Source organism: Culturomica massiliensis (assembly GCF_900091655.1).
Taxonomy (GTDB): Bacteria; Bacteroidota; Bacteroidia; order Bacteroidales; family Marinifilaceae; genus Culturomica; species Culturomica massiliensis.
In genome coordinates this window covers 1,778,427-1,795,480 of the sequence record NZ_LT594621.1, presented here as the reverse complement: position 1 = coordinate 1,795,480, position 17,054 = coordinate 1,778,427, and the positions used below count along the sequence as shown (strand labels likewise).

Sequence of the window (17,054 nt, the reverse complement as noted above, 5' to 3'; positions counted from 1 at the left end):
ATCGGTTTATTGTCTTTTCCCGTTCAACATCATTACATATTCATCGTGCAGCATCGGCATGACTGTTTCCTGCAGTTCCGCGGCGAGAGCCCCGAACTCATCGGAAAAGACATGCACGTAATGGCCCAGCGTCATGACCTGCACGAATACCCACCAGATACCGCGTTTGCGCACTTTCGCCTTTTTCTGCAACTTGGCCATTTGCAGACGGTAGGTCAGGTAAGCGGCCAGCGGGGCCGCATAACGGTCGTCATACTCGAAGCCTTCGTCAAGGGCTTCATACTCCGGGGTAACCACATGGTTTTCCGGAACTTCGGTAATCTCTTTTCTCATGCGTTCATTCGCGTAGAGCAGGAAGCGTCCGTCCTTGCACCATTCTTTGATTTGTTCTTGTACGTTCATACTTTTTTATTTTTAAGGATTGTTGTTTATATGTTTTTTATCTTATCTCATGATTGCCCCGATACCGCCTGTCGCTGTCATCTTGGCCTGCTGTGCCACGCCTTCTCCAAAATTTCTCGTACTGAAGGCCGTGTCGCCCTCCGGTATCATCCACGCCGCAAGGTCAGGTACAAGGTTCAGACATTTCAAGGCTACAATGCTTGCCGCCATCAGATAACCGGCGGAGAAGAAACTGTTCTGCAGGTAGGCCGCCATTGTCTGCTCGCTGGCCGTGATTGCGGTCAGGTTTTCCACCTGGATGCACAGCACGATGTCGAAAAGGAGCAATACATAGAAGCCCACGAAGTAGAGCATGGCCCCGTAGAAATGTACCGTCAGGTAACGCGTCAGCCATTTTGCCCAGGAACCTTCCCATTTCGGCAGCAGAGAGAACGCCCATTGCAACGGGCCGAATATCGTCAGCATACCGAGCAATATCTGCTGGCAGTAGATCGTTGCCCACCAGCCTATGCGGAACACGACAAGGGCAATCAGCATGATGATTTTGTCTATTCCCACGACGACACCGGCCGTCAAGGAGGTGAACCACAGTTCCGCGGCATCCTTTTCCATGCTGGTCACTTCATCCACACCGGTCTGCTCCATGGTCGCCTCGATAAGGTTGGGGTCTGATGTTCCCGTGTGGGCGACATCCGCCTGTGCCTGCAGGCTGTGGTACATCGTGTCCCTTACGTGGATGAGCTGCTGCACTTCCTCGAACTTGTCCGCTATCTGTGTGGCTTCCGCCTCGTACAGGTCATGCGTGTACGAACCGATGCAGTTCGGGATGTAGGAAAGGAAGTCCAGAAAACACCAGTTGCTTCCGCTGCCGGCCATACCCGTGTCTGCAGGCGGATACCACCAGCAGAGAACGATGGAAACAGCCAGCGGCCTGAACAGCTTCATCACATCCAGCGGCTCATGCTTCACCATCATCTTGTAGGCCATGCCTGCCGCCATGACAAGTGAGAACAAGGCGGCCAGAGCCATGCACATCTGCAGTATCCACCAGAACGGCCCCTGCGAACCCGTAAACGTCGCGTCCGTGAGGAACTCGTTCGTTTGAAAAATCACATCGTCAATCTCCTCCTCAAGAAGATTGATACCAAAATCAGTGAGTATATTTCCGTCTGCCATTTGCCGTCTGTCTTTTTAGTTTCACCTGTTTACACTCTCTTCACCGTCACCCCCGGAACTGCCGCCCGACTGTGAGCCACGCACCGCGAGACGCGATTCGTTCCAGCGGCTCATGGCTTCCCTGATGACGCTGCCTTTGTCCAAGGTACGGTCCGAGGTCGCGTTCAGCAGGTTGCTCGTCAGGGTGGCATTCTGCCGTTTGGCGAGATAGCTGACAAGAATCTCATTCTGCTGCACCACGTCGTCGTAGATTCGCAGATACTCTTTCTTCCGCTGCGCATTGGGCATATAGGCATCCCTGGTAGCATCAATGGCGCACTGGAAAACATGGTAGTATTCCGTCCAGCGTTCCCTGTCCTCCGGGGTACCTCCCGCAGGAAGGATACGGTCGATGTTACGCTTCATCCTTTCCATCTGGCCGTTGATCTTGTCACCTTCGGCAAGCCAGGCGATATCAGCCTGTCGGTCTGCCACGTTCAGGGCCTCTATTTTCGCGCGGCTCACCAATGCCGAATCGATGGATTCGGCTTCGTCCGTCTGGTTATAGAGGTTGATGCCGGCTGTCGTGCGGAACGCCAGTTTGTTCTTTGCCGCCGCCGATTTCTTGTATTTGTTGTGTAATGCCCAGTAGTACAGTTCCGGCGTGAGGGAGCCCGCACCGGTTTCCATGACCGTAATCTGGTTCTGCTTCGGCGAGTCGTGGTTATAGGTCACATACTGCGCCTGTGCCGTTGCTGTTGCAATGATCGCAACCGTCATGAGCATGAGTTTTCTGTTCATCTTTTTTCCCTTTTATCGTTAGTAATCAAGCCTTCCGGAGTTGCGCCAACGTCCGAAGGCTCCTTCAATTATCTCCTGTTTGGTATGTTCACGGTATATCTTCGACTTCCAGTAGCCGATTCTTACCTGTATGTATCGCCAGGTCTCCATATAGGCCCGGTTCAGATGCCGTTCGATGTCGTCCAGAGACCTGTTCACGGCCTCCAGCACCATCAGCAGATCCGAAGTGGAGCAGGCCGCCGCTCCCGTGGCATACAGCGCCAGGTCGCTGACCGACTTGTAGAGTTGCTCCCCGTCATGGGCTATATCCCGTATGGCTTTCTCGTTGATGGTGATGAGCAGGGCGTCGGAGGGTTCGATGCGTCCGCGTTTCAGCACCTTCTCGTGAAATGCCTCCAGCATGGACTTGTAGTCCGCTATCCGGTCACTTACCGTATTGTAGGTGTTCTTTGCGTTCAATACCGTGCGTAACGACTGGTACATCACATCAATGACATCAAAGGCACGGGTGTACCGGTCAAGGTCGATATTCAGCTCCTTGTATTCGCCGACCTCCTTGCGGCTGTATTCGTGCAGCAGCTGGTTGCTGTACTCAAGGGTACTTCGGGCCAGCAACAAGCTACGCTGCTTCTTATGGTCATTGATATAGGCTTCAACGGACACCACGTCGAATGTCCATTGTGCTTTGACGACATCAGGCAGGAGTGCAAGCAGCACTATGGTTATCAGCAAGGCCCGTTTCATGGTCTTTCCTCCTTTCTCCCGCTTCGCAGGCTACGGGCGTTTTCCACCCAACGGTCATGGCATTCTTCCACGAGAGTGAGGCGTCGCCCTTCGTCCATATTCAGATCCGGAAGGACATCCTTCAGCACGTCGATGATGCTACGCTTGTAATGCATCATCTTTTCCAGGGATACCAGGTCGGCGTATATCTGCGTAATCCGGGAATCCACTTCACGCGCGATTTCAAGACGGTCACTTGACCACAGCAGGTGGTACACCTCTCCGGTAGAGGTATCTTCCATCGGGGTGGTACGGGCATATTCCGTCGTGATCTTGCATGACGGATGCTCCCGGGCAATTTCCGCGATACGTTCATTCACGATCCGCTCTTTTTCTTCTTCCGGAAGGTCCGGGTCGAATGTCAGCACGTCGGCCACATACGTGTCGGTGTATTGCGAGGTCAGTTCCCAGCTGATCTGTACAATGGCACGGTGAATCTTGATGCCGAGGAAGTATTTCGGCTTGCGTGCTATGCTGATGGTTGCCTTGAAAGTTATCTCGCCGTCTATATTCGGCATGGTCGCCTTGCGGACGAACGTGTATCCGTTCCACGAACCGCCGTCCTGCCACGACAGACTGTAGGCAGTCTTGCAGTCCTGCATGATGGCCGGGATACGGTAGTAGTCGTCCGTCGGCACGTCATTGTCGTTTGCCGCTTCCTGCTTCGCATCCGCGTATTCCTTCTGTTTCTTCTGCCACTCGGCCAGTTCTGCCTTCAACTCTCCGATACGCGTCAGGTTGGCGTTGTACTGCTGCCTGTAAACGGCAGCATCCTCCACACTGGCCTGGGATATTTTCTTCAGCAGCTCCTTGTTCTCATCCTCCAGTGCCTTGATCTGTGATTGAAGCATGGCTACCTGGTTGTCTGCCTCCCGTATCAGCTCATCCAATTCCGAAAAGTCAAGTTCATTTTCCGTCACGGAGGTCTGCATGGAGCAATCCTTGGTATGGGCATTGGGTGAACCGCCGCATTTCCTGCATTTGTACTGGGTCGAACCTTGGCCCAGAGTAGCCCCGTCCGAGCAGGTGACGCTGATGGTCACGCTCTCGCATCCTTTAAGTTTGGCGGCATCCGTTGCCTGATAGTAGTTCCGCGCGTCGGAAGCTATGTAATAGACATAGCCGTCCTCGTTTTCGTTGAATTCCGACAGACGGGCATTGAGCTGCGCCTTGAAGGTCTCCAGATCCATAGTGTAGGAATCGAATATCTCTTCATACACGATTTCCTCATGGTTCCAGCTTTTCTTGACATGTATCTCGTAGGCGTAAGCCTTCTTTGTCTGCTTGCCGCCGCGGCTGATGATGTAGGCGTTCTGCCAGTAGTTGATGCTGTAAGTGTTGCCGTCATTCTGGTTGTTGAGCTGCTGTACACGGTTTCTCGACCATCCGGCATATCGTTCCGAGTTGGAGAGAGCCTGTTCCCGCTGCGAGGCATTGGGATAAAAACCGGGGGCGCTCGTTTCGAAACGGGTCCACTCACCGCCGTTCAGGATGCTGTTGTCGTCCGTGGGCGGGTAATAGTCACACAATGACACGCTGCCCTGGTCACGTCTGGCGATGTACCAGCGCTGCGTGTAATAAGTCCCGGCTTCGTCGTCTATATAGTCACTGATCCAGCCGGCAAGGTCGTAATCCCCGAACTCGAACAGGCCGGCCACGTTGTCAGGACCGCCGATCTTGTCCAGCAGCAGGTTCCCGATACCTTGTTCCGCTTCCTCGAACAGGCCGGAGTAATGGTCGTACAGGTTGGCAATCTCGCTGACCTTGCCCGAAAGCAGGTTATGGAACATACTTTCAGGCAGCAGGGCATCGCCGAGATTACCCGCACCGGCCGTTGCCAGACCGACACCCAGATTGTAGAGATTGTCAAGATCGCTTTGCAGGTTCTCCCGTGTAAAGCGGTCAGAAATCCGGGAAAAATCGTCCAGCATCCGCTGCCAGTCTATACCGCCCAGTTCCGAAAGTTTCAGCAGAGGCACGACCTCGCTGTTGATCTCCAGAAAAGCGATGTCCGAGAACGAAAGTGTACTGTTTGTCACAACGCTTTCGAACTGCATACACAGGCTCTTCGTCTCATCGCATACCTTCATCAGGTAGCTGCCCCAGTGGATCGCTGTCTGCGGGGAGTGAAGCATCTGCTTTGCCACCACCCAGATTTTCGGTATGATCTTGTCGGCCACCATGTGGTAGATGCGGCGGTAATAATAATTCTCTGTGCTGCTGCACCAGATACCGAGGTCCGAGAGGGCTTTGTGTTCCAGAAATTTGGAAGAGAAAATTCCGGCTGCCGCCACCTCCGCCGCCGTATAGTGCTTCAGGATGTCATCGACCTGCTCACGGTAGTAGCTTTCAGCCACGACCTCCGTACCGAACGCGGCTGCCATTGCCGCCACGGTACGTGCGTCATAGTTCACGCTGTAATACTGGGCGTGGACATGCTGCGTGAAGGCAAGCAGCAGAACTGCAAAGACAAGTGACAGTCGCTTCATGTTCATTCTGTTCAACGGTTGAAAATATTACCTCTCCGCTTGCTGCGGTTGTTCTTCTCAGGTACTCCCTGCAGGGCCAGTATCAGCTTCTCTGCTTCCTCCATAGCCTCGTATGGGGACAGACCCCTGTATCTGACATACAGGTCTCTGGCTACTTCATACCGGCGCTGGTCCCACTTGACCTCCTCCGATTCCTCGAAACGCATGATGGTAGTGACGTCTTTGTCATCCTCGGTTTCAAATCTCATATATGCGTCCAGATCCTCTTCGGTCATGCCCAGTCGCAACCCGAATTTGCCCAGCATATCCTCTATGTGTATGATGCTTCTTTCACCCAAATGGCGGAAATGAAGCAAGTCCCAGTTGCTGTGCTGGCACAGTTCCCGGATGGTGGCAATATCGTGGCTGTTGCACACGTTGCGGATGCGGAGAGCGTAAGGCTCAACACTGAACAGTTCCGCTATAGGTCGGTCTATATCAAATTTTCCCATTGTATCTGATTTTATTGTTTTGCTTTCAGGTTCAGTACCCGTCCGGCCTCGTTGACCTTCTGGGCGAATGTCAGGGACTTGCTGATGCCGCTGGCATCCCAGTCCCGGCAATAGGCTTCGATGGCTTCCTGATGGCTGCACCGGAGCTCCCTCTTGTAGAGTTTCAGGGCTTCCTTCTCGGCACGTTCGGTCGTGTAGGTCATGTAGCATTCATGCGGCTCTTCCACGCCATACACGCCGCTTGTCGTTCCCCTTCGTATGAATACCTCCCGGAAGAACGAACGGCCGTCCTTGTTGTCCAGACGGTTGATCGTGAATATCTTCTTGCAGTCAACATCGGTGAGCCCGAGAATGGCCTTGATGGTGTCGAAACGCTCCTTGAACTTGCTCTGGTCAAGCAGCATCACCACGTCGCTGTTGTTGATGATGGCCTCTTTCACGATTTCACTGCCGATAATGTCCTGTATCTCCTGTGTCACAACGCCCACGCTGGCCCAGAACTTACGGGCCGTCTTGTACATGAACTTGATGTACTCGGCCATCAGCGGACTGGCAATGGCTTTCCAGGCTTCCTCGATGACAAGCACCTTGCGGTTCTTCTTGATTCGCATCTTCTGCAGGAACACATCCATGATTATCAGCGTGACAAGCGGGAACAGCAGCGGATCATCCTTTATACTGTCAATCTCGAACACCACGAAGGTCTCGTCGAACAGCGAACTGTCCATGTTCTCGTTCAGGGTCTTTTCATGGTTGCCGCCCCTGTAGAAGTCCTTCATCATGTAGCGGTAAGTCGAGAGGTCTATGCCCGAAATGTGGTTCTCGTGACAGATGTCCGGAATACGCTGGACGGAGTATTCGTAAAATGAATTGAACGAGAGTTCTTCCACCTTCAACTCCTTGCGCCTGCGTTCCATTTCGTCTATCATGCACTCGATACGGCTGTTCCGTTCCTGCTCGCTTTCCTCACGGTTCCCGTCACGGTTGCGTTCGTCTATGGCGAGGCTTTTTCTCAGGTCTTCCCGCTGCATGGGCGTGAAGCCGTCGAAGCCGTTGAAATACGCATCGTAATAATCGGTGATTACATTTTCCACCAGACGGTCTTCCGTCTTCGTGACTGTTCCCTGCGTGCCCTTCCAGATCAGCAGGACAAGATTCTTCAGGAAGCCGGTCTTTTCCACGTTCATCTCTTCCTTGTGGATACGGAACGGGTTCATCGTGATGGGGCGTTCCTCCGTGTAGCTGATGTACTTGCCTCCCAGATACTCGCACAATCCCTCGTAGGAGTTACCGGTATCGACCATTACGATGTCCGTACCCTGTTCGTGCAGCTGGCGCACGACAGAGTTCATGTGGAAGGATTTCCCGGAACCGCTCGGTCCGAGGGCAAAAAAGTTCGAGTTGTCCGTCAGCTTCTGTCTGCCTTCCTTGCCGGTGATGTCGATGGCGACAGGCACTCCCTGGCGGTCAGTGTAATAGACTTTCACCGGGGTGTCTTCGCTGTGCTGCACACGTTCCTTGTACATCAGGCACATCGCTGCGTCCGATAGGGTCAGGAACCGGTCATACTCTTCATTCAGGCTGTAGCAGTTGCCCGGGAACGAACCGACGAACAGCTCCAGCTGGTTGTAGGCTCGTTTGGAAATATGGATTCCCATTCTACCGAAAGCGTTCTCCAGATGATTCGTACACTTCTGCAGGTCCGTATCGCCGGACACGGCCACTATAAGGTTGAAATGGCTGTACACGAGCTGCTTGCTCTCGCGGGCAATCACCTCCTGTACACGTTTTATGTCTTCGACCGCTGCCTGGTTGCTCGGGTTGGGAATACTCGCGTGCCGGTTCTTCTTCTTGTCCAGCAGCGATAGTTCACGCTTCTGGTTGGGAAGGAAGATGACCTGGTTATAGACCACTGTATCGGCATTCGGAATGCTGTCAATGGCCGAGACAAGATCCACGGGCATTTCCGTGTTGTTCACTTCTATATTGGTATAGGGTCTGATCATCGAAGGCAGCGAGATGCAGTCCACGTCCACGAGACTGTACACCTTGCAGCGCTTGTCACCCATCGAGACGCTCTCATCGTCCGACTTGAAGTTCGTCATCGAGATGATACGGTCCTTGAAGTCCATGGCGAAATACCGGTCCACGTAATCGCTTGCCTCGGATTTGTTCAGGAAACGCGCCTGCACTCCGCTGTCCCGCAACTGGTCCTGTACCTTCCGGATCTTGACAAGGAAATCACGCCATTTCTTGTTGTCGAACGAGAAAAGGCGGCTTTTCCTGGCTTCCTGCGTGATGGTCAGGTAACACATGCTGTCCGTGTACGCCCTTCCCTTGAAATACCGGAAATACGATTCAGAAAGGAACTCCTGTTTCCCGGTATCCTCGTTGACAAAACGCTTCCTCACGAAGATGTCCTGCTTGTGAATGGCATAACCTTCTCCCAAGGTCAGGGCAAGGGCGGAGAACAGATGCGTGAAATCGTAGTAGCTGTCTATGTTCGCCGAATACTTCTGTACCGGATTCTCGATCTTCAGCACGGCGGAGTATTCGCCCGTCTTGGTGTACAGGACACCCACGCCTTCCGTGTCTTCCACCGAGAAATAGATGTCCTTGAAGATACGCTTGCGCTTGCCTCCGGTACCGAACGCATGGACGGATATGGCCATACCCGCGCATAAGGCAACGAAAATCAGGATAATGTATAGGGTCATTTCAATATACGTTCAATTAAATAGGGGTAGGCCCGTATCTCATACGAACCTACCCGCGTTCAACATTCAATATAGCCACACATTGCTGTGATGGTTTAATTTTGTCAGACCTTACGCGAGTAGGCATAGACGAACACGCCTCGGTCCGTTCTCTTGCTGTGCAGACCTTTCCGCTGCTTGAAGATGATTAGCACGATGCCCACCGACAGAATGACTGTCAGCGCGGCCAGCCCGGCCACGAATCCGGCAAGGCAGTAAGCGGCTATGAAGCCCGCGATGGCTCCGCCTGCCGTTCCTGCCGCCCAATAGATGTAACGGCCCTGCAATCCCATCACTTCAAGAGGACGTTGCAGCCCCTTGAACAGCGGATAGTCCGGATAACGTGTTTCCTTGCTTTTCATCCCTCGGTACTTTTATGCGTCAATGCCGAAAAACAAAGGAAGAGCCTGTGCTGCTGCAATCAGGAAAAGACATGCACCAACCACCATCATGATCTTCTTTTTGACATCCTGCTCTTCGTTGTTCATGGCGATGTAAACGGAGATGGCGCCGATAATGGCGACTACACCGGCGATGGCATAGCAGAGCTTGACCATGACTGGTACATACTTGACAATTTCCTCCGCCACGGTAGAAAGTGCGGTAGTACCGGCTGAATAGTCGCCGGCCGTACTCTGGGCCATTGCCGTGGTACCAGAGAACAAAGTGAGTGCAAGCATCTTCACTTTGGTGGAAACACCTTGGATGAATCCTTTTGCCTTTCGGCACATTTGTTTTACTTTCTGAAACATACTTGATCGTTTTTGAGTTAATATTTATGTATTGGATTGTTAAACAGCCTTATATGCGATAACCGAAAAATGCCGGAAGCACGATGGAGGCCCCGATGATGAACAGGCACGCGCCAAGCAGCGATAAAAAGGATTTGACGATGCCGTCCTCTCCAGTGTTCATCTTGATGTAGATCTGGAAGGCGGACACGATGACCAGAACGGATGCGATGGAGTAGCATATATACAGGACATACAGCATCATCGTGACCACGAAGTCGTGCATCGTGGCCAGCGCATCCGCTCCCCAGCTGTAGTTCACGCTGCCGCTCTTGGCGAAAGCCGCATAGGGTACAAGAATTAACAGGCATACTATCTTTTGCTTAATCGACATGCTACAATTTGTCTTTAATTGGTTTCCAGGCCATCTCCGGACGATTTTCCAGTTTGCCCCTGGAAAGCATCGCCTTGTACATTTCATCTGCACTGAAGCCATCAGACAGGTAGGGCGTGGTTTCCTCCATCTTTTCCTCCGCCTTGGCTTTGAGACGCTCCAGTCTTTCTTCCGGGGTCTCCTTTGTCTCCGGCTTTTTGTCCGCCGGCTTCTGGTCGGTGGCAGAATCGCCGCCTGATGCTGTTTCAGTATCGTATTGCTCGTTGCCGACACGGAACCCGGTTTCACTCTCGCTCACGGCAACACTCTCTTCGTCCTCCAGTGTGCCGAGGTCGAAAACTTCCTCCTCTGTCTTGCCGGTTCTCCTTTTTCCATAGAGATCCTGCATAATGATGACCGCGTAATAAATGAGGTACGCGACCGTCAGAACAATGGCAAAAATGAAATATGATCTCATATCTTTTAGTATGGATATTGAATTTTGTATTAGTTTGATTTCACAAATAAAAAAGGAGAATTCCGAACTACGAAATAATTGTGTATTAAACGGATGTTTTCTTTACAAGATTTATATCGATTTTGAAAATCGTACTATAAAATCGTACTATATCGCCTTAATGAACGGGAAAAATGAAGAAGTCAGGGCATAAAAAAAGCCCTCCGTTCAGGAGGGCTTCCATTGGCAGATTCGCTTTTTTTAGGTCAGCGTTTCTTGCCTCGCAAGCAATCATTCAGATCCTTGTATTCGCTATATCGGACAGCTTCGTTGCTGACCCGTTCGCCGTATAGTCCGGCTATGGTTTCCACGGTCTTTTGCCCGGCAAGGTCGTTGTCGAGATAACAATGTATATGCAGGTATCTCTGCAGGTACATCAATGCCTTTTTCAGGTTGTTTACGGAGTTCATGACAAGGTAGTCGCAAGGCTGGTCTATACAAATGGTCCAGTTGCATGACTGCTTCAATGTCAGGTAAGACAGAAAGTCCATGAACCCCTCGAACACGCAGACCCGTTCCTGTATCTCTCCGCACTGATGTCCGATCAGGGAGATGTCCTTGTTCTTGATACATCCTTTATAATAGGCGTTGCGCATTTCATATCCGCCCGAAACATTACCGAACGCGAGGGCAAAATAATGCCGGTCACGCAATTCATAATGGATTTCCTTGCAGAACATACGTCCTATGTCAGCATCTATTTTCCGGGACTGAAGGTAAGAGTATAACGCGTGATGCCGTAACGGGACGACAATCAGATTTTTCATATCCGATTCCACGGGACGGGGCGGAAGAGCCTGGAAACGGACTTTCGGCAAAGGCATATCGCAGGAATGCCGCCCGATGTATGCCAGTACCTCGCTTACACTTTCAGTCTGGTAAAGGTATTTACCCAATTCCACGAGGTCGCCTCCGGTGGCCGCCCCAAAATCATACCATTCGTTCAACCGGTCATTGACCTTGAACGACGGCGACTGTTCATCCCTTAACGGCGAGAGATACCAGTACTGATCCGATTTAATGTATTGCGCATGGTGGCCGAGCTGCGCCAGAAAGTCCACTATGCGTACCTGTTTTGCTTCTTCTATAGTCATGGCTGTTTTCTTTCACTTGTTCACACGGGAATGGTTTAGTTTAGTTTTATTCCCTATATATATACATACTAAAGTAAACTGAAATATATATGCCCGCGCCCGGCTTCATTCTTCATCAAAAAGCCTTGCTTCCGCGGGGGTCATGTCATAGTAGAACAGCTTGTCCTGCTTGACAACAAGTTTCAGGTTGTCCGTCAGGTACTGCAGCAGTTTTATCATGACACTGCGGCCACGTTTGAAGCCTATGTTTTCATAAGAGGCGATCAGACGTTGCAGTACATTCTCAAAGCCCCTGATGGGTTTGCCGTCAAAGGCAGCGGAAAGGGCTTCCCGGTGCTGCTCGATGCTCAGCTCCGTAAAGCTTGTCCGTTGCCTGGGCTTCGGGGTGTCACCGAACGTGTGCCCTTCGGCGATGACCGGGAGCCCGTTGTCGTCCACGGTGAACGCGAAGGGTTTGAACTCCTTTTCCCGGATATGCAGGGCATGGACTTCACTGACAGACGGATTCTCGTTGCATTTGCTGATGACCAGTACTGTTTCCGCCTTGTTGCTCATCTCCGTACCGATATGGCCTCGTACATTGTTGTCCCCTTTGTTCAGGTGCAGCACGCAATGGATATGCAGGTCGTAACGAGAGGACCATTCCATCATTTTGTTGATTACCTCCACCGATTCGCTGGTGCTGTTGATGTCCAGCATAAGATCGCGGATACCGTCAATGATAACCAGCCCGTAACCTTTACCCTGACGCAGGGCATAGTCTATCACACTTATACGGACTGTCGGAGAATACTCCCGCAGGCAGATGAAATCAAGGTTCTCGCTGTCTGCTGTGGTAGGAAGCCCGGCCAACCGCAGAATACGTTCCAGCACCGTGTGACAATGATAGCGGCTCTGCTCGGTATCGACATACAGGATCCGGCGTTTGCCTTCCGGCAGATGCGCCCGGTAGTTCAGCACCTGCTTTCCTGCCAGGGAAGCGGCGACAAGGGCGGAGACATTGAATGTCTTCTTGGATTTTGCCTTGCCGGTCGATGCACTGAAATTGCCGAGAGTCGCTATGGTCGAATTGTCAATCCAGATAATTTGCGGCGGGGTCTCGTATGTATCCGTCGCCTTGATTTGGGAAGCTGAAAGAATATCTGACAGACGGGTCTCTTCCAATCCCATTCCCGTCTTCTGGTCAGTTCTTCTTTCGTTTTCCATGGCGTTTCTCGTTTAAGAAGGGTTGTACTGCTGCCGCCTCGTGTGCCATCCGCGTGGCATCATCGACGGCAAGTTCATGATTCTGCAGGAGCCATTCGTCCAGTTCCTCCTTGGCAAAGTAGATCATCTTGCCGCGAGGCTTGTAGTGAGGAATCTCCTTGTTGGCCGTAAGTTTATACAGCATACTTTCTGATACCCCGATGTACATGCAGGCTTCCGAAAAAGTAAAGACCTTTTTGGTCGCGTAAATGTTCTTTTCCAGCAATTCCACCCGTTCCAGAAAGCTCTCGACCGGCTCCAGTTTCCGGATAATCGCTTCAAGGGCCGTGAGCCGTTCGCTCAACCTTTCCATGAATGTCAATCTGTTGGACATATTATTCGTGATTAAATTAGACAATAAGAGATGCACCTCTGTTTGTAACGCGTTGTATACAGAGGCAAAGGTAGAGTGTGAATATCTAAAAGCATTGGATGACAGTATGATACCGGTTTGGTATCATATCAGTTATCATACTTTTGCTTTTCACATGGTTGACTTCTTAGCACTTCCTTTCATTCCTTCAGTTGGCTTACAAACTTTCTGATATTGTAAGCGGTTGAAGTCATTTTGTTCCTGACCAACGAAAGCGTGGTGGATATGCTCGTTGCGGATATGAAGTGCGAGCCGTCCTTGGATTGCAGGAAACGCCCTCTTTCGAGGACTGATTGCCAGTAAGGCTGAATGAATGAATTCTCAAGAAGGGCATCGAACAGGATAGCCACACGGCGCACGCTGTTCACCCGAAGACAGAAACCTATCTTGCAGGAGAAGAGAGATTCCATGTCGTCAATAGTTACGGGAGAACAGAACAGATGATAAGTATTGGCGCAAGAAACGATACCGGCCAGTTGTTTGCACGAAAGACTGCAGTCAAAAGAAAGAAATGAAAACTTTGCCGGATTACAATCGGAAGATGCCAGTTCCGATGTGTCATACTTCCGCTTTAGTTCTATGCACTCCTCGAAAGAGAGGCTCGGGGCGGAAAAAAGCGGTTGGATAAGGTAGGGGCAGTCGGTCAGCAGTCCCTTGACGATGTGGATGTTCATTTCGTGGCAGTTCCGGCAGACCGCGTTATCGCAGTCAATATACCGGTGACTGTTCACAAAATCCTCCACATAACGGCGATACTGTTTGCCGTGGATTTTGACCTCCTGGAGATAAACTGTTTTTGCTTCGGTAAGCAGGGCGAAAAGTTCTTCCGCCACGTCCTGTGCCGATTCAATGTGATGCGGGTGTTTGCTCCCCTCAAAAAGAGAGAAGGCCTTTGTCAGCTCTTGTCATGTCGATTTACATTTTATTGGTTTATAATAATATATCATCATAAAGGTATCGTTTTTCGATTGTATCTGCAATCGATGACGCCCTTAAAATATCTACTTGTAAATTTGACATGATATGGTATATCATTGGTCACTCAAACAATCCGTTGACCAGGTTGACCGCATCATCCTTTTTCTGGTTGATGATTTTGGCGTACACCTGTGTCATTTTCACGTCAGCATGGCCGAGCAGCTTGGATGTCGTATATAAGTCTGCTCCGAGTGTCAGCATCATCGTCGCGAACGTGTGCCGCGCCGTATGGAATGTAAAACGCTTGTTTATTCCCGCCGCTTTTGCCCATGGTTTGATAAGAATATTGACCATTGCTGGGGACGGCAGGTCAAACACATGGTCATCAGGAGTTTTGTCTCCACGCGCAGGCATCCACTTCAACGCTTCCGGGGAAAGCGGGAGATAAATCGGTTCTTTGGTTTTCTGCATGGAAACCGACAGACGGTATTGTCCACGGTCAACGAATACATCTTTCCATTGCAACTTGATTATATCACTGATTCGCAGACCGCAGAAACAAGAGAACAGATAGGCACCTTTCACGGATTCATTTTTCATCGGGGTTGCGATCAATGCACGCACCTCTTCAATGGTCATGTATGACCGTTTGCTTTCAGGCAGACGGATCTTTTCCGACTTGCTGATTTTCGTGAAAGGATTGGACTTGATGATCTCGGCCCTGACAGCCGCATTCAAGGCTCCGTTCAATACCCGGTAATAAGTATGCAGTGTGTAATTCGACACTCGTTTACCTCTGGAACGGTATTCGGACTGAAGGTAGTCAAGATAATTCTGGCAGAATGTCTTGTCTATTTGATCCATCAACATACGTTCTCCCGCATAATCCTTCAAGATGCGTATAGTGATGTCAATCTGATAACCGTCCTTTTTGCCACGCTTGGCCTGGTTCTCCTTGTAGGTGTTCATCCAGTCAAGCAGGTAAACTCTCTCTTTGGTTTCTATACCGGCCTCGCCGTTGGTCAACTCGATAATACGTTTGGACTTGATGGCATTGGCGGCATTCATGGTCGCCTGATTCTGCCGACGGGCATTGTTGTCCGTTTCCGGAATGAGATACAACTTGAGATATTCGTATGTTCGTTTTCCGAAACGGTATATATCAAGATACAGACTTTGGCTTCCATCTGCCAGCTTCTTTGTCCGAAGGCGGACAGGCTCTTTTACTTTTGTAGGCTTCTTTACTCGTGGCATATCGATCCCTTCATAATTTTGTTTCTGTTGCAAAGATATGAATAAAGGTCGATATTGAGAAACAAACAAGAAACAAAATTGCACCGAAAAAGAACCAATCAACTGAAAAGAAAGAAAACAACTGAAAACATCAAGTACTCTATAATCAACTGTAAATAAGCGGTTTTATTTACACTTGTTTAGCTCTTATTTTCATTTTAGGGCTTTACTTTATAAATCTGGTAAATTGAAACTACGGAGACGATTGCGTGATGCTTATGCTATGCTTACGCATAGCGTGCATTCACGTACTCTCCGTAAAGGCTTTACCAGAGCCATCGCTTGAAAGTAGTGTGAATTGCACGCTACTTTTTTGCCTCGCCAAAAAGGAAAGAAAATACGTTATGGCGAAAATACAATTACTTGCCGTTATCTCAATAGATGGCTGTCCGATGAAACTGCATCCCCGGAAGCGGTTGCTTCAAACCGAAGATTACGGTATGGATGAAATACGTGCCAATGCCCTGTATAAGCTGACATCCGACTATTCGGTATCCGTGCTTCAAGAATGGGGGGAGGAAGGTGGAAGCATTTGTCATTTGTTGGAAGTAACTGCCGGGAATACCGAATATGCCAACGGACTGTTACGGATGAACGTGATAGATGAAATCATACTATACGTTGTTCCAACCATCGACGGAAACGGAGCGCATTTTTTCAAGTCAGCACTACCTATGAATGACTGGCGGCTTATGGAGAACAAAACTTATAGGGACGGAGTAATCCGGCTTACCTATCATAAAGAGCCACGGGCATAAAATGTTCAGATTATGAACATCTTGGCGGGATTTCCGTGCTCAGAAAGTGAACACATGTTCAGAATCTGAACACATTTCACAAGGGATGCAATCAAGGATAAAATTATTTTTGAATTTTATCTTTCTGAAAAACAATGTAGTACAATTTTCTCACAATCTTTTCTCGTGTTTAGGGCTATGATTTGCACCATATATCAGTGTGCGCACACTGATAAACAAGTGTAAACCCTCAAAACAGAAAAGAGAATGAACCATCTCATACTGGCGGAAACACAGTTTTTCGCCATGATAAACGGAAAAGACAACGGTAGCACGGAAACGGCATACGGCGGATTCGTGCAGGAAGTAATAAACCTGTGCTACGGCGGCAATGATGCCAAGCATATTATTGTGGCGTTGGCTTTTGCCGAAATCGAATTACAGCACCATCCACAGAACTTGTCGGTATCGGAGGAGAATGTCGTCACTGTGTATATCCGCAAGGCGTTATCCTTCATCCGAAAGATGCAGAAGATAGTATCCGCTTCTGCAATTACCTCCGTGCCACCACTAACATCCACATCCGAAACCAAAGCCACAGTCCCAGCCCTGCAATGGACCGGTAATGCCGTCGAGTTGGTAGAGCTAATCTATGCCCTCTACGCCACCGGCTGCATCAATGGCGGCAAGGCTTCGCTGAAAGAGCTTGCCCCTGTCCTCTATTCCTTTTTCGGTGTGGAGTCCAAAGACTGCTACCGCTTCTATACGGACATCAAACGCAGGAAAAGCGACAGTCGCACCTACTTCCTTGAAAAGATGCAGGACAAACTGAACGCGAAGATGCGACATGACGATGAATTGGAGCGGATGAGGAGATAAACGAATGCCAAACAAAG

Annotated in this window: 18 protein-coding genes; 2 read left to right on the top strand and 16 right to left on the bottom strand. The window is 50.2% G+C overall.

Going from position 1 to position 17,054, the window contains the following annotated elements; all coding sequences use genetic code 11:
- Positions 1 to 6: 6 nt before the first annotated feature.
- The 16 genes from BN8908_RS08980 to BN8908_RS08900 all read right to left on the bottom strand — a co-directional run bounded on the left by BN8908_RS08980 (position 7) and on the right by BN8908_RS08900 (position 15,382).
- Positions 7 to 402, bottom strand: coding sequence for a hypothetical protein (locus BN8908_RS08980; RefSeq protein ID WP_008781598.1), 396 nt, complete (start codon positions 400 to 402; stop codon positions 7 to 9).
- A gap of 42 nt (positions 403 to 444) precedes the next feature.
- Positions 445 to 1,578 carry a hypothetical protein gene (locus tag BN8908_RS08975; protein ID WP_005807089.1) on the bottom strand — a complete coding sequence of 378 codons (1,134 nt, stop codon included), beginning with the start codon at positions 1,576 to 1,578 and terminating at the stop codon, positions 445 to 447.
- Positions 1,579 to 1,599: 21 nt separating this feature from the next.
- On the bottom strand, positions 1,600 to 2,358 hold the full coding sequence (locus tag BN8908_RS08970; RefSeq protein ID WP_008781597.1) for a DUF5045 domain-containing protein: 759 nt from the start codon (positions 2,356 to 2,358) through the stop codon (positions 1,600 to 1,602).
- An 18-nt stretch (positions 2,359 to 2,376) separates the two neighbouring features.
- On the bottom strand, positions 2,377 to 3,102 hold the full coding sequence (locus tag BN8908_RS08965; RefSeq protein ID WP_005807085.1) for a hypothetical protein: 726 nt from the start codon (positions 3,100 to 3,102) through the stop codon (positions 2,377 to 2,379).
- Positions 3,099 to 5,636 (bottom strand): hypothetical protein, encoded by a 2,538-nt coding sequence (locus tag BN8908_RS08960; protein ID WP_446479571.1) that lies wholly within the window; start codon positions 5,634 to 5,636, stop codon positions 3,099 to 3,101. Before BN8908_RS08960 ends, BN8908_RS08965 begins: the two co-directional genes overlap by 4 nt.
- 5 nt (positions 5,637 to 5,641) lie before the next feature.
- Positions 5,642 to 6,121: a DNA-directed RNA polymerase subunit alpha C-terminal domain-containing protein gene (locus BN8908_RS08955; protein ID WP_068690157.1), complete on the bottom strand. Its 480-nt coding sequence runs from the start codon at positions 6,119 to 6,121 to the stop codon at positions 5,642 to 5,644.
- An 11-nt stretch (positions 6,122 to 6,132) separates the two neighbouring features.
- Complete coding sequence (locus tag BN8908_RS08950) at positions 6,133 to 8,838, bottom strand: TraG/VirB4 family ATPase (protein WP_068690155.1); 2,706 nt, start codon at positions 8,836 to 8,838, stop codon at positions 6,133 to 6,135.
- A gap of 104 nt (positions 8,839 to 8,942) precedes the next feature.
- Entirely contained in the window at positions 8,943 to 9,239 is a 297-nt protein-coding gene (locus BN8908_RS08945; protein ID WP_005807076.1) for a hypothetical protein, read from the bottom strand.
- 12 nt (positions 9,240 to 9,251) lie between these two features.
- Complete coding sequence (locus BN8908_RS08940) at positions 9,252 to 9,629, bottom strand: DUF4134 domain-containing protein (protein ID WP_005807074.1); 378 nt, start codon at positions 9,627 to 9,629, stop codon at positions 9,252 to 9,254.
- A gap of 49 nt (positions 9,630 to 9,678) precedes the next feature.
- Positions 9,679 to 10,002 (bottom strand): DUF4134 domain-containing protein, encoded by a 324-nt coding sequence (locus BN8908_RS08935; RefSeq protein WP_005807072.1) that lies wholly within the window; start codon positions 10,000 to 10,002, stop codon positions 9,679 to 9,681.
- Between the two features lies 1 nt (position 10,003).
- Positions 10,004 to 10,459 carry a hypothetical protein gene (locus BN8908_RS08930; protein WP_005807070.1) on the bottom strand — a complete coding sequence of 152 codons (456 nt, stop codon included), beginning with the start codon at positions 10,457 to 10,459 and terminating at the stop codon, positions 10,004 to 10,006.
- A gap of 245 nt (positions 10,460 to 10,704) precedes the next feature.
- Complete coding sequence (locus BN8908_RS08920) at positions 10,705 to 11,592, bottom strand: toprim domain-containing protein (protein WP_068690151.1); 888 nt, start codon at positions 11,590 to 11,592, stop codon at positions 10,705 to 10,707.
- A gap of 105 nt (positions 11,593 to 11,697) precedes the next feature.
- Entirely contained in the window at positions 11,698 to 12,798 is a 1,101-nt protein-coding gene (locus BN8908_RS08915; protein ID WP_005807066.1) for an AAA family ATPase, read from the bottom strand.
- Entirely contained in the window at positions 12,776 to 13,150 is a 375-nt protein-coding gene (locus BN8908_RS08910; protein ID WP_008781592.1) for a helix-turn-helix domain-containing protein, read from the bottom strand. Before BN8908_RS08910 ends, BN8908_RS08915 begins: the two co-directional genes overlap by 23 nt.
- 200 nt (positions 13,151 to 13,350) lie before the next feature.
- Entirely contained in the window at positions 13,351 to 14,043 is a 693-nt protein-coding gene (locus BN8908_RS08905; protein ID WP_068690148.1) for a hypothetical protein, read from the bottom strand.
- 205 nt (positions 14,044 to 14,248) lie between these two features.
- Complete coding sequence (locus BN8908_RS08900; protein ID WP_005807062.1) at positions 14,249 to 15,382, bottom strand: site-specific integrase; 1,134 nt, start codon at positions 15,380 to 15,382, stop codon at positions 14,249 to 14,251.
- 383 nt (positions 15,383 to 15,765) lie between these two features.
- On the opposite strand from BN8908_RS08900, the gene BN8908_RS08895 reads away from it, so the two are divergent.
- Together BN8908_RS08895 and BN8908_RS08890 are read left to right on the top strand one after the other, a co-directional pair.
- On the top strand, positions 15,766 to 16,179 hold the full coding sequence (locus tag BN8908_RS08895) for a dihydrofolate reductase family protein (protein ID WP_068690146.1): 414 nt from the start codon (positions 15,766 to 15,768) through the stop codon (positions 16,177 to 16,179).
- Between the two features lie 246 nt (positions 16,180 to 16,425).
- A complete protein-coding gene (locus BN8908_RS08890) occupies positions 16,426 to 17,037 on the top strand; it encodes an RteC domain-containing protein (RefSeq protein WP_004315320.1) in 612 nt (203 codons plus the stop codon).
- Positions 17,038 to 17,054 lie beyond the last annotated feature (17 nt).

Bases quoted from the DNA above. Each gene is read 5' to 3' on its own strand.
- BN8908_RS08980 (WP_008781598.1), bottom strand. From the start codon at position 402: ATGAACGTACAAGAACAAATCAAAGAATGGTGCAAGGACGGACGCTTC.
- BN8908_RS08975 (WP_005807089.1), bottom strand. From the start codon at position 1,578: ATGGCAGACGGAAATATACTCACTGATTTTGGTATCAATCTTCTTGAG.
- BN8908_RS08970 (WP_008781597.1), bottom strand. From the start codon at position 2,358: ATGAACAGAAAACTCATGCTCATGACGGTTGCGATCATTGCAACAGCA.
- BN8908_RS08965 (WP_005807085.1), bottom strand. From the start codon at position 3,102: ATGAAACGGGCCTTGCTGATAACCATAGTGCTGCTTGCACTCCTGCCT.
- BN8908_RS08960 (WP_446479571.1), bottom strand. From the start codon at position 5,636: ATGAACATGAAGCGACTGTCACTTGTCTTTGCAGTTCTGCTGCTTGCC.
- BN8908_RS08955 (WP_068690157.1), bottom strand. From the start codon at position 6,121: ATGGGAAAATTTGATATAGACCGACCTATAGCGGAACTGTTCAGTGTT.
- BN8908_RS08950 (WP_068690155.1), bottom strand. From the start codon at position 8,838: ATGACCCTATACATTATCCTGATTTTCGTTGCCTTATGCGCGGGTATG.
- BN8908_RS08945 (WP_005807076.1), bottom strand. From the start codon at position 9,239: ATGAAAAGCAAGGAAACACGTTATCCGGACTATCCGCTGTTCAAGGGG.
- BN8908_RS08940 (WP_005807074.1), bottom strand. From the start codon at position 9,629: ATGTTTCAGAAAGTAAAACAAATGTGCCGAAAGGCAAAAGGATTCATC.
- BN8908_RS08935 (WP_005807072.1), bottom strand. From the start codon at position 10,002: ATGTCGATTAAGCAAAAGATAGTATGCCTGTTAATTCTTGTACCCTAT.
- BN8908_RS08930 (WP_005807070.1), bottom strand. From the start codon at position 10,459: ATGAGATCATATTTCATTTTTGCCATTGTTCTGACGGTCGCGTACCTC.
- BN8908_RS08920 (WP_068690151.1), bottom strand. From the start codon at position 11,592: ATGACTATAGAAGAAGCAAAACAGGTACGCATAGTGGACTTTCTGGCG.
- BN8908_RS08915 (WP_005807066.1), bottom strand. From the start codon at position 12,798: ATGGAAAACGAAAGAAGAACTGACCAGAAGACGGGAATGGGATTGGAA.
- BN8908_RS08910 (WP_008781592.1), bottom strand. From the start codon at position 13,150: ATGGAAAGGTTGAGCGAACGGCTCACGGCCCTTGAAGCGATTATCCGG.
- BN8908_RS08900 (WP_005807062.1), bottom strand. From the start codon at position 15,382: ATGCCACGAGTAAAGAAGCCTACAAAAGTAAAAGAGCCTGTCCGCCTT.
- BN8908_RS08895 (WP_068690146.1), top strand. From the start codon at position 15,766: ATGGCGAAAATACAATTACTTGCCGTTATCTCAATAGATGGCTGTCCG.
- BN8908_RS08890 (WP_004315320.1), top strand. From the start codon at position 16,426: ATGAACCATCTCATACTGGCGGAAACACAGTTTTTCGCCATGATAAAC.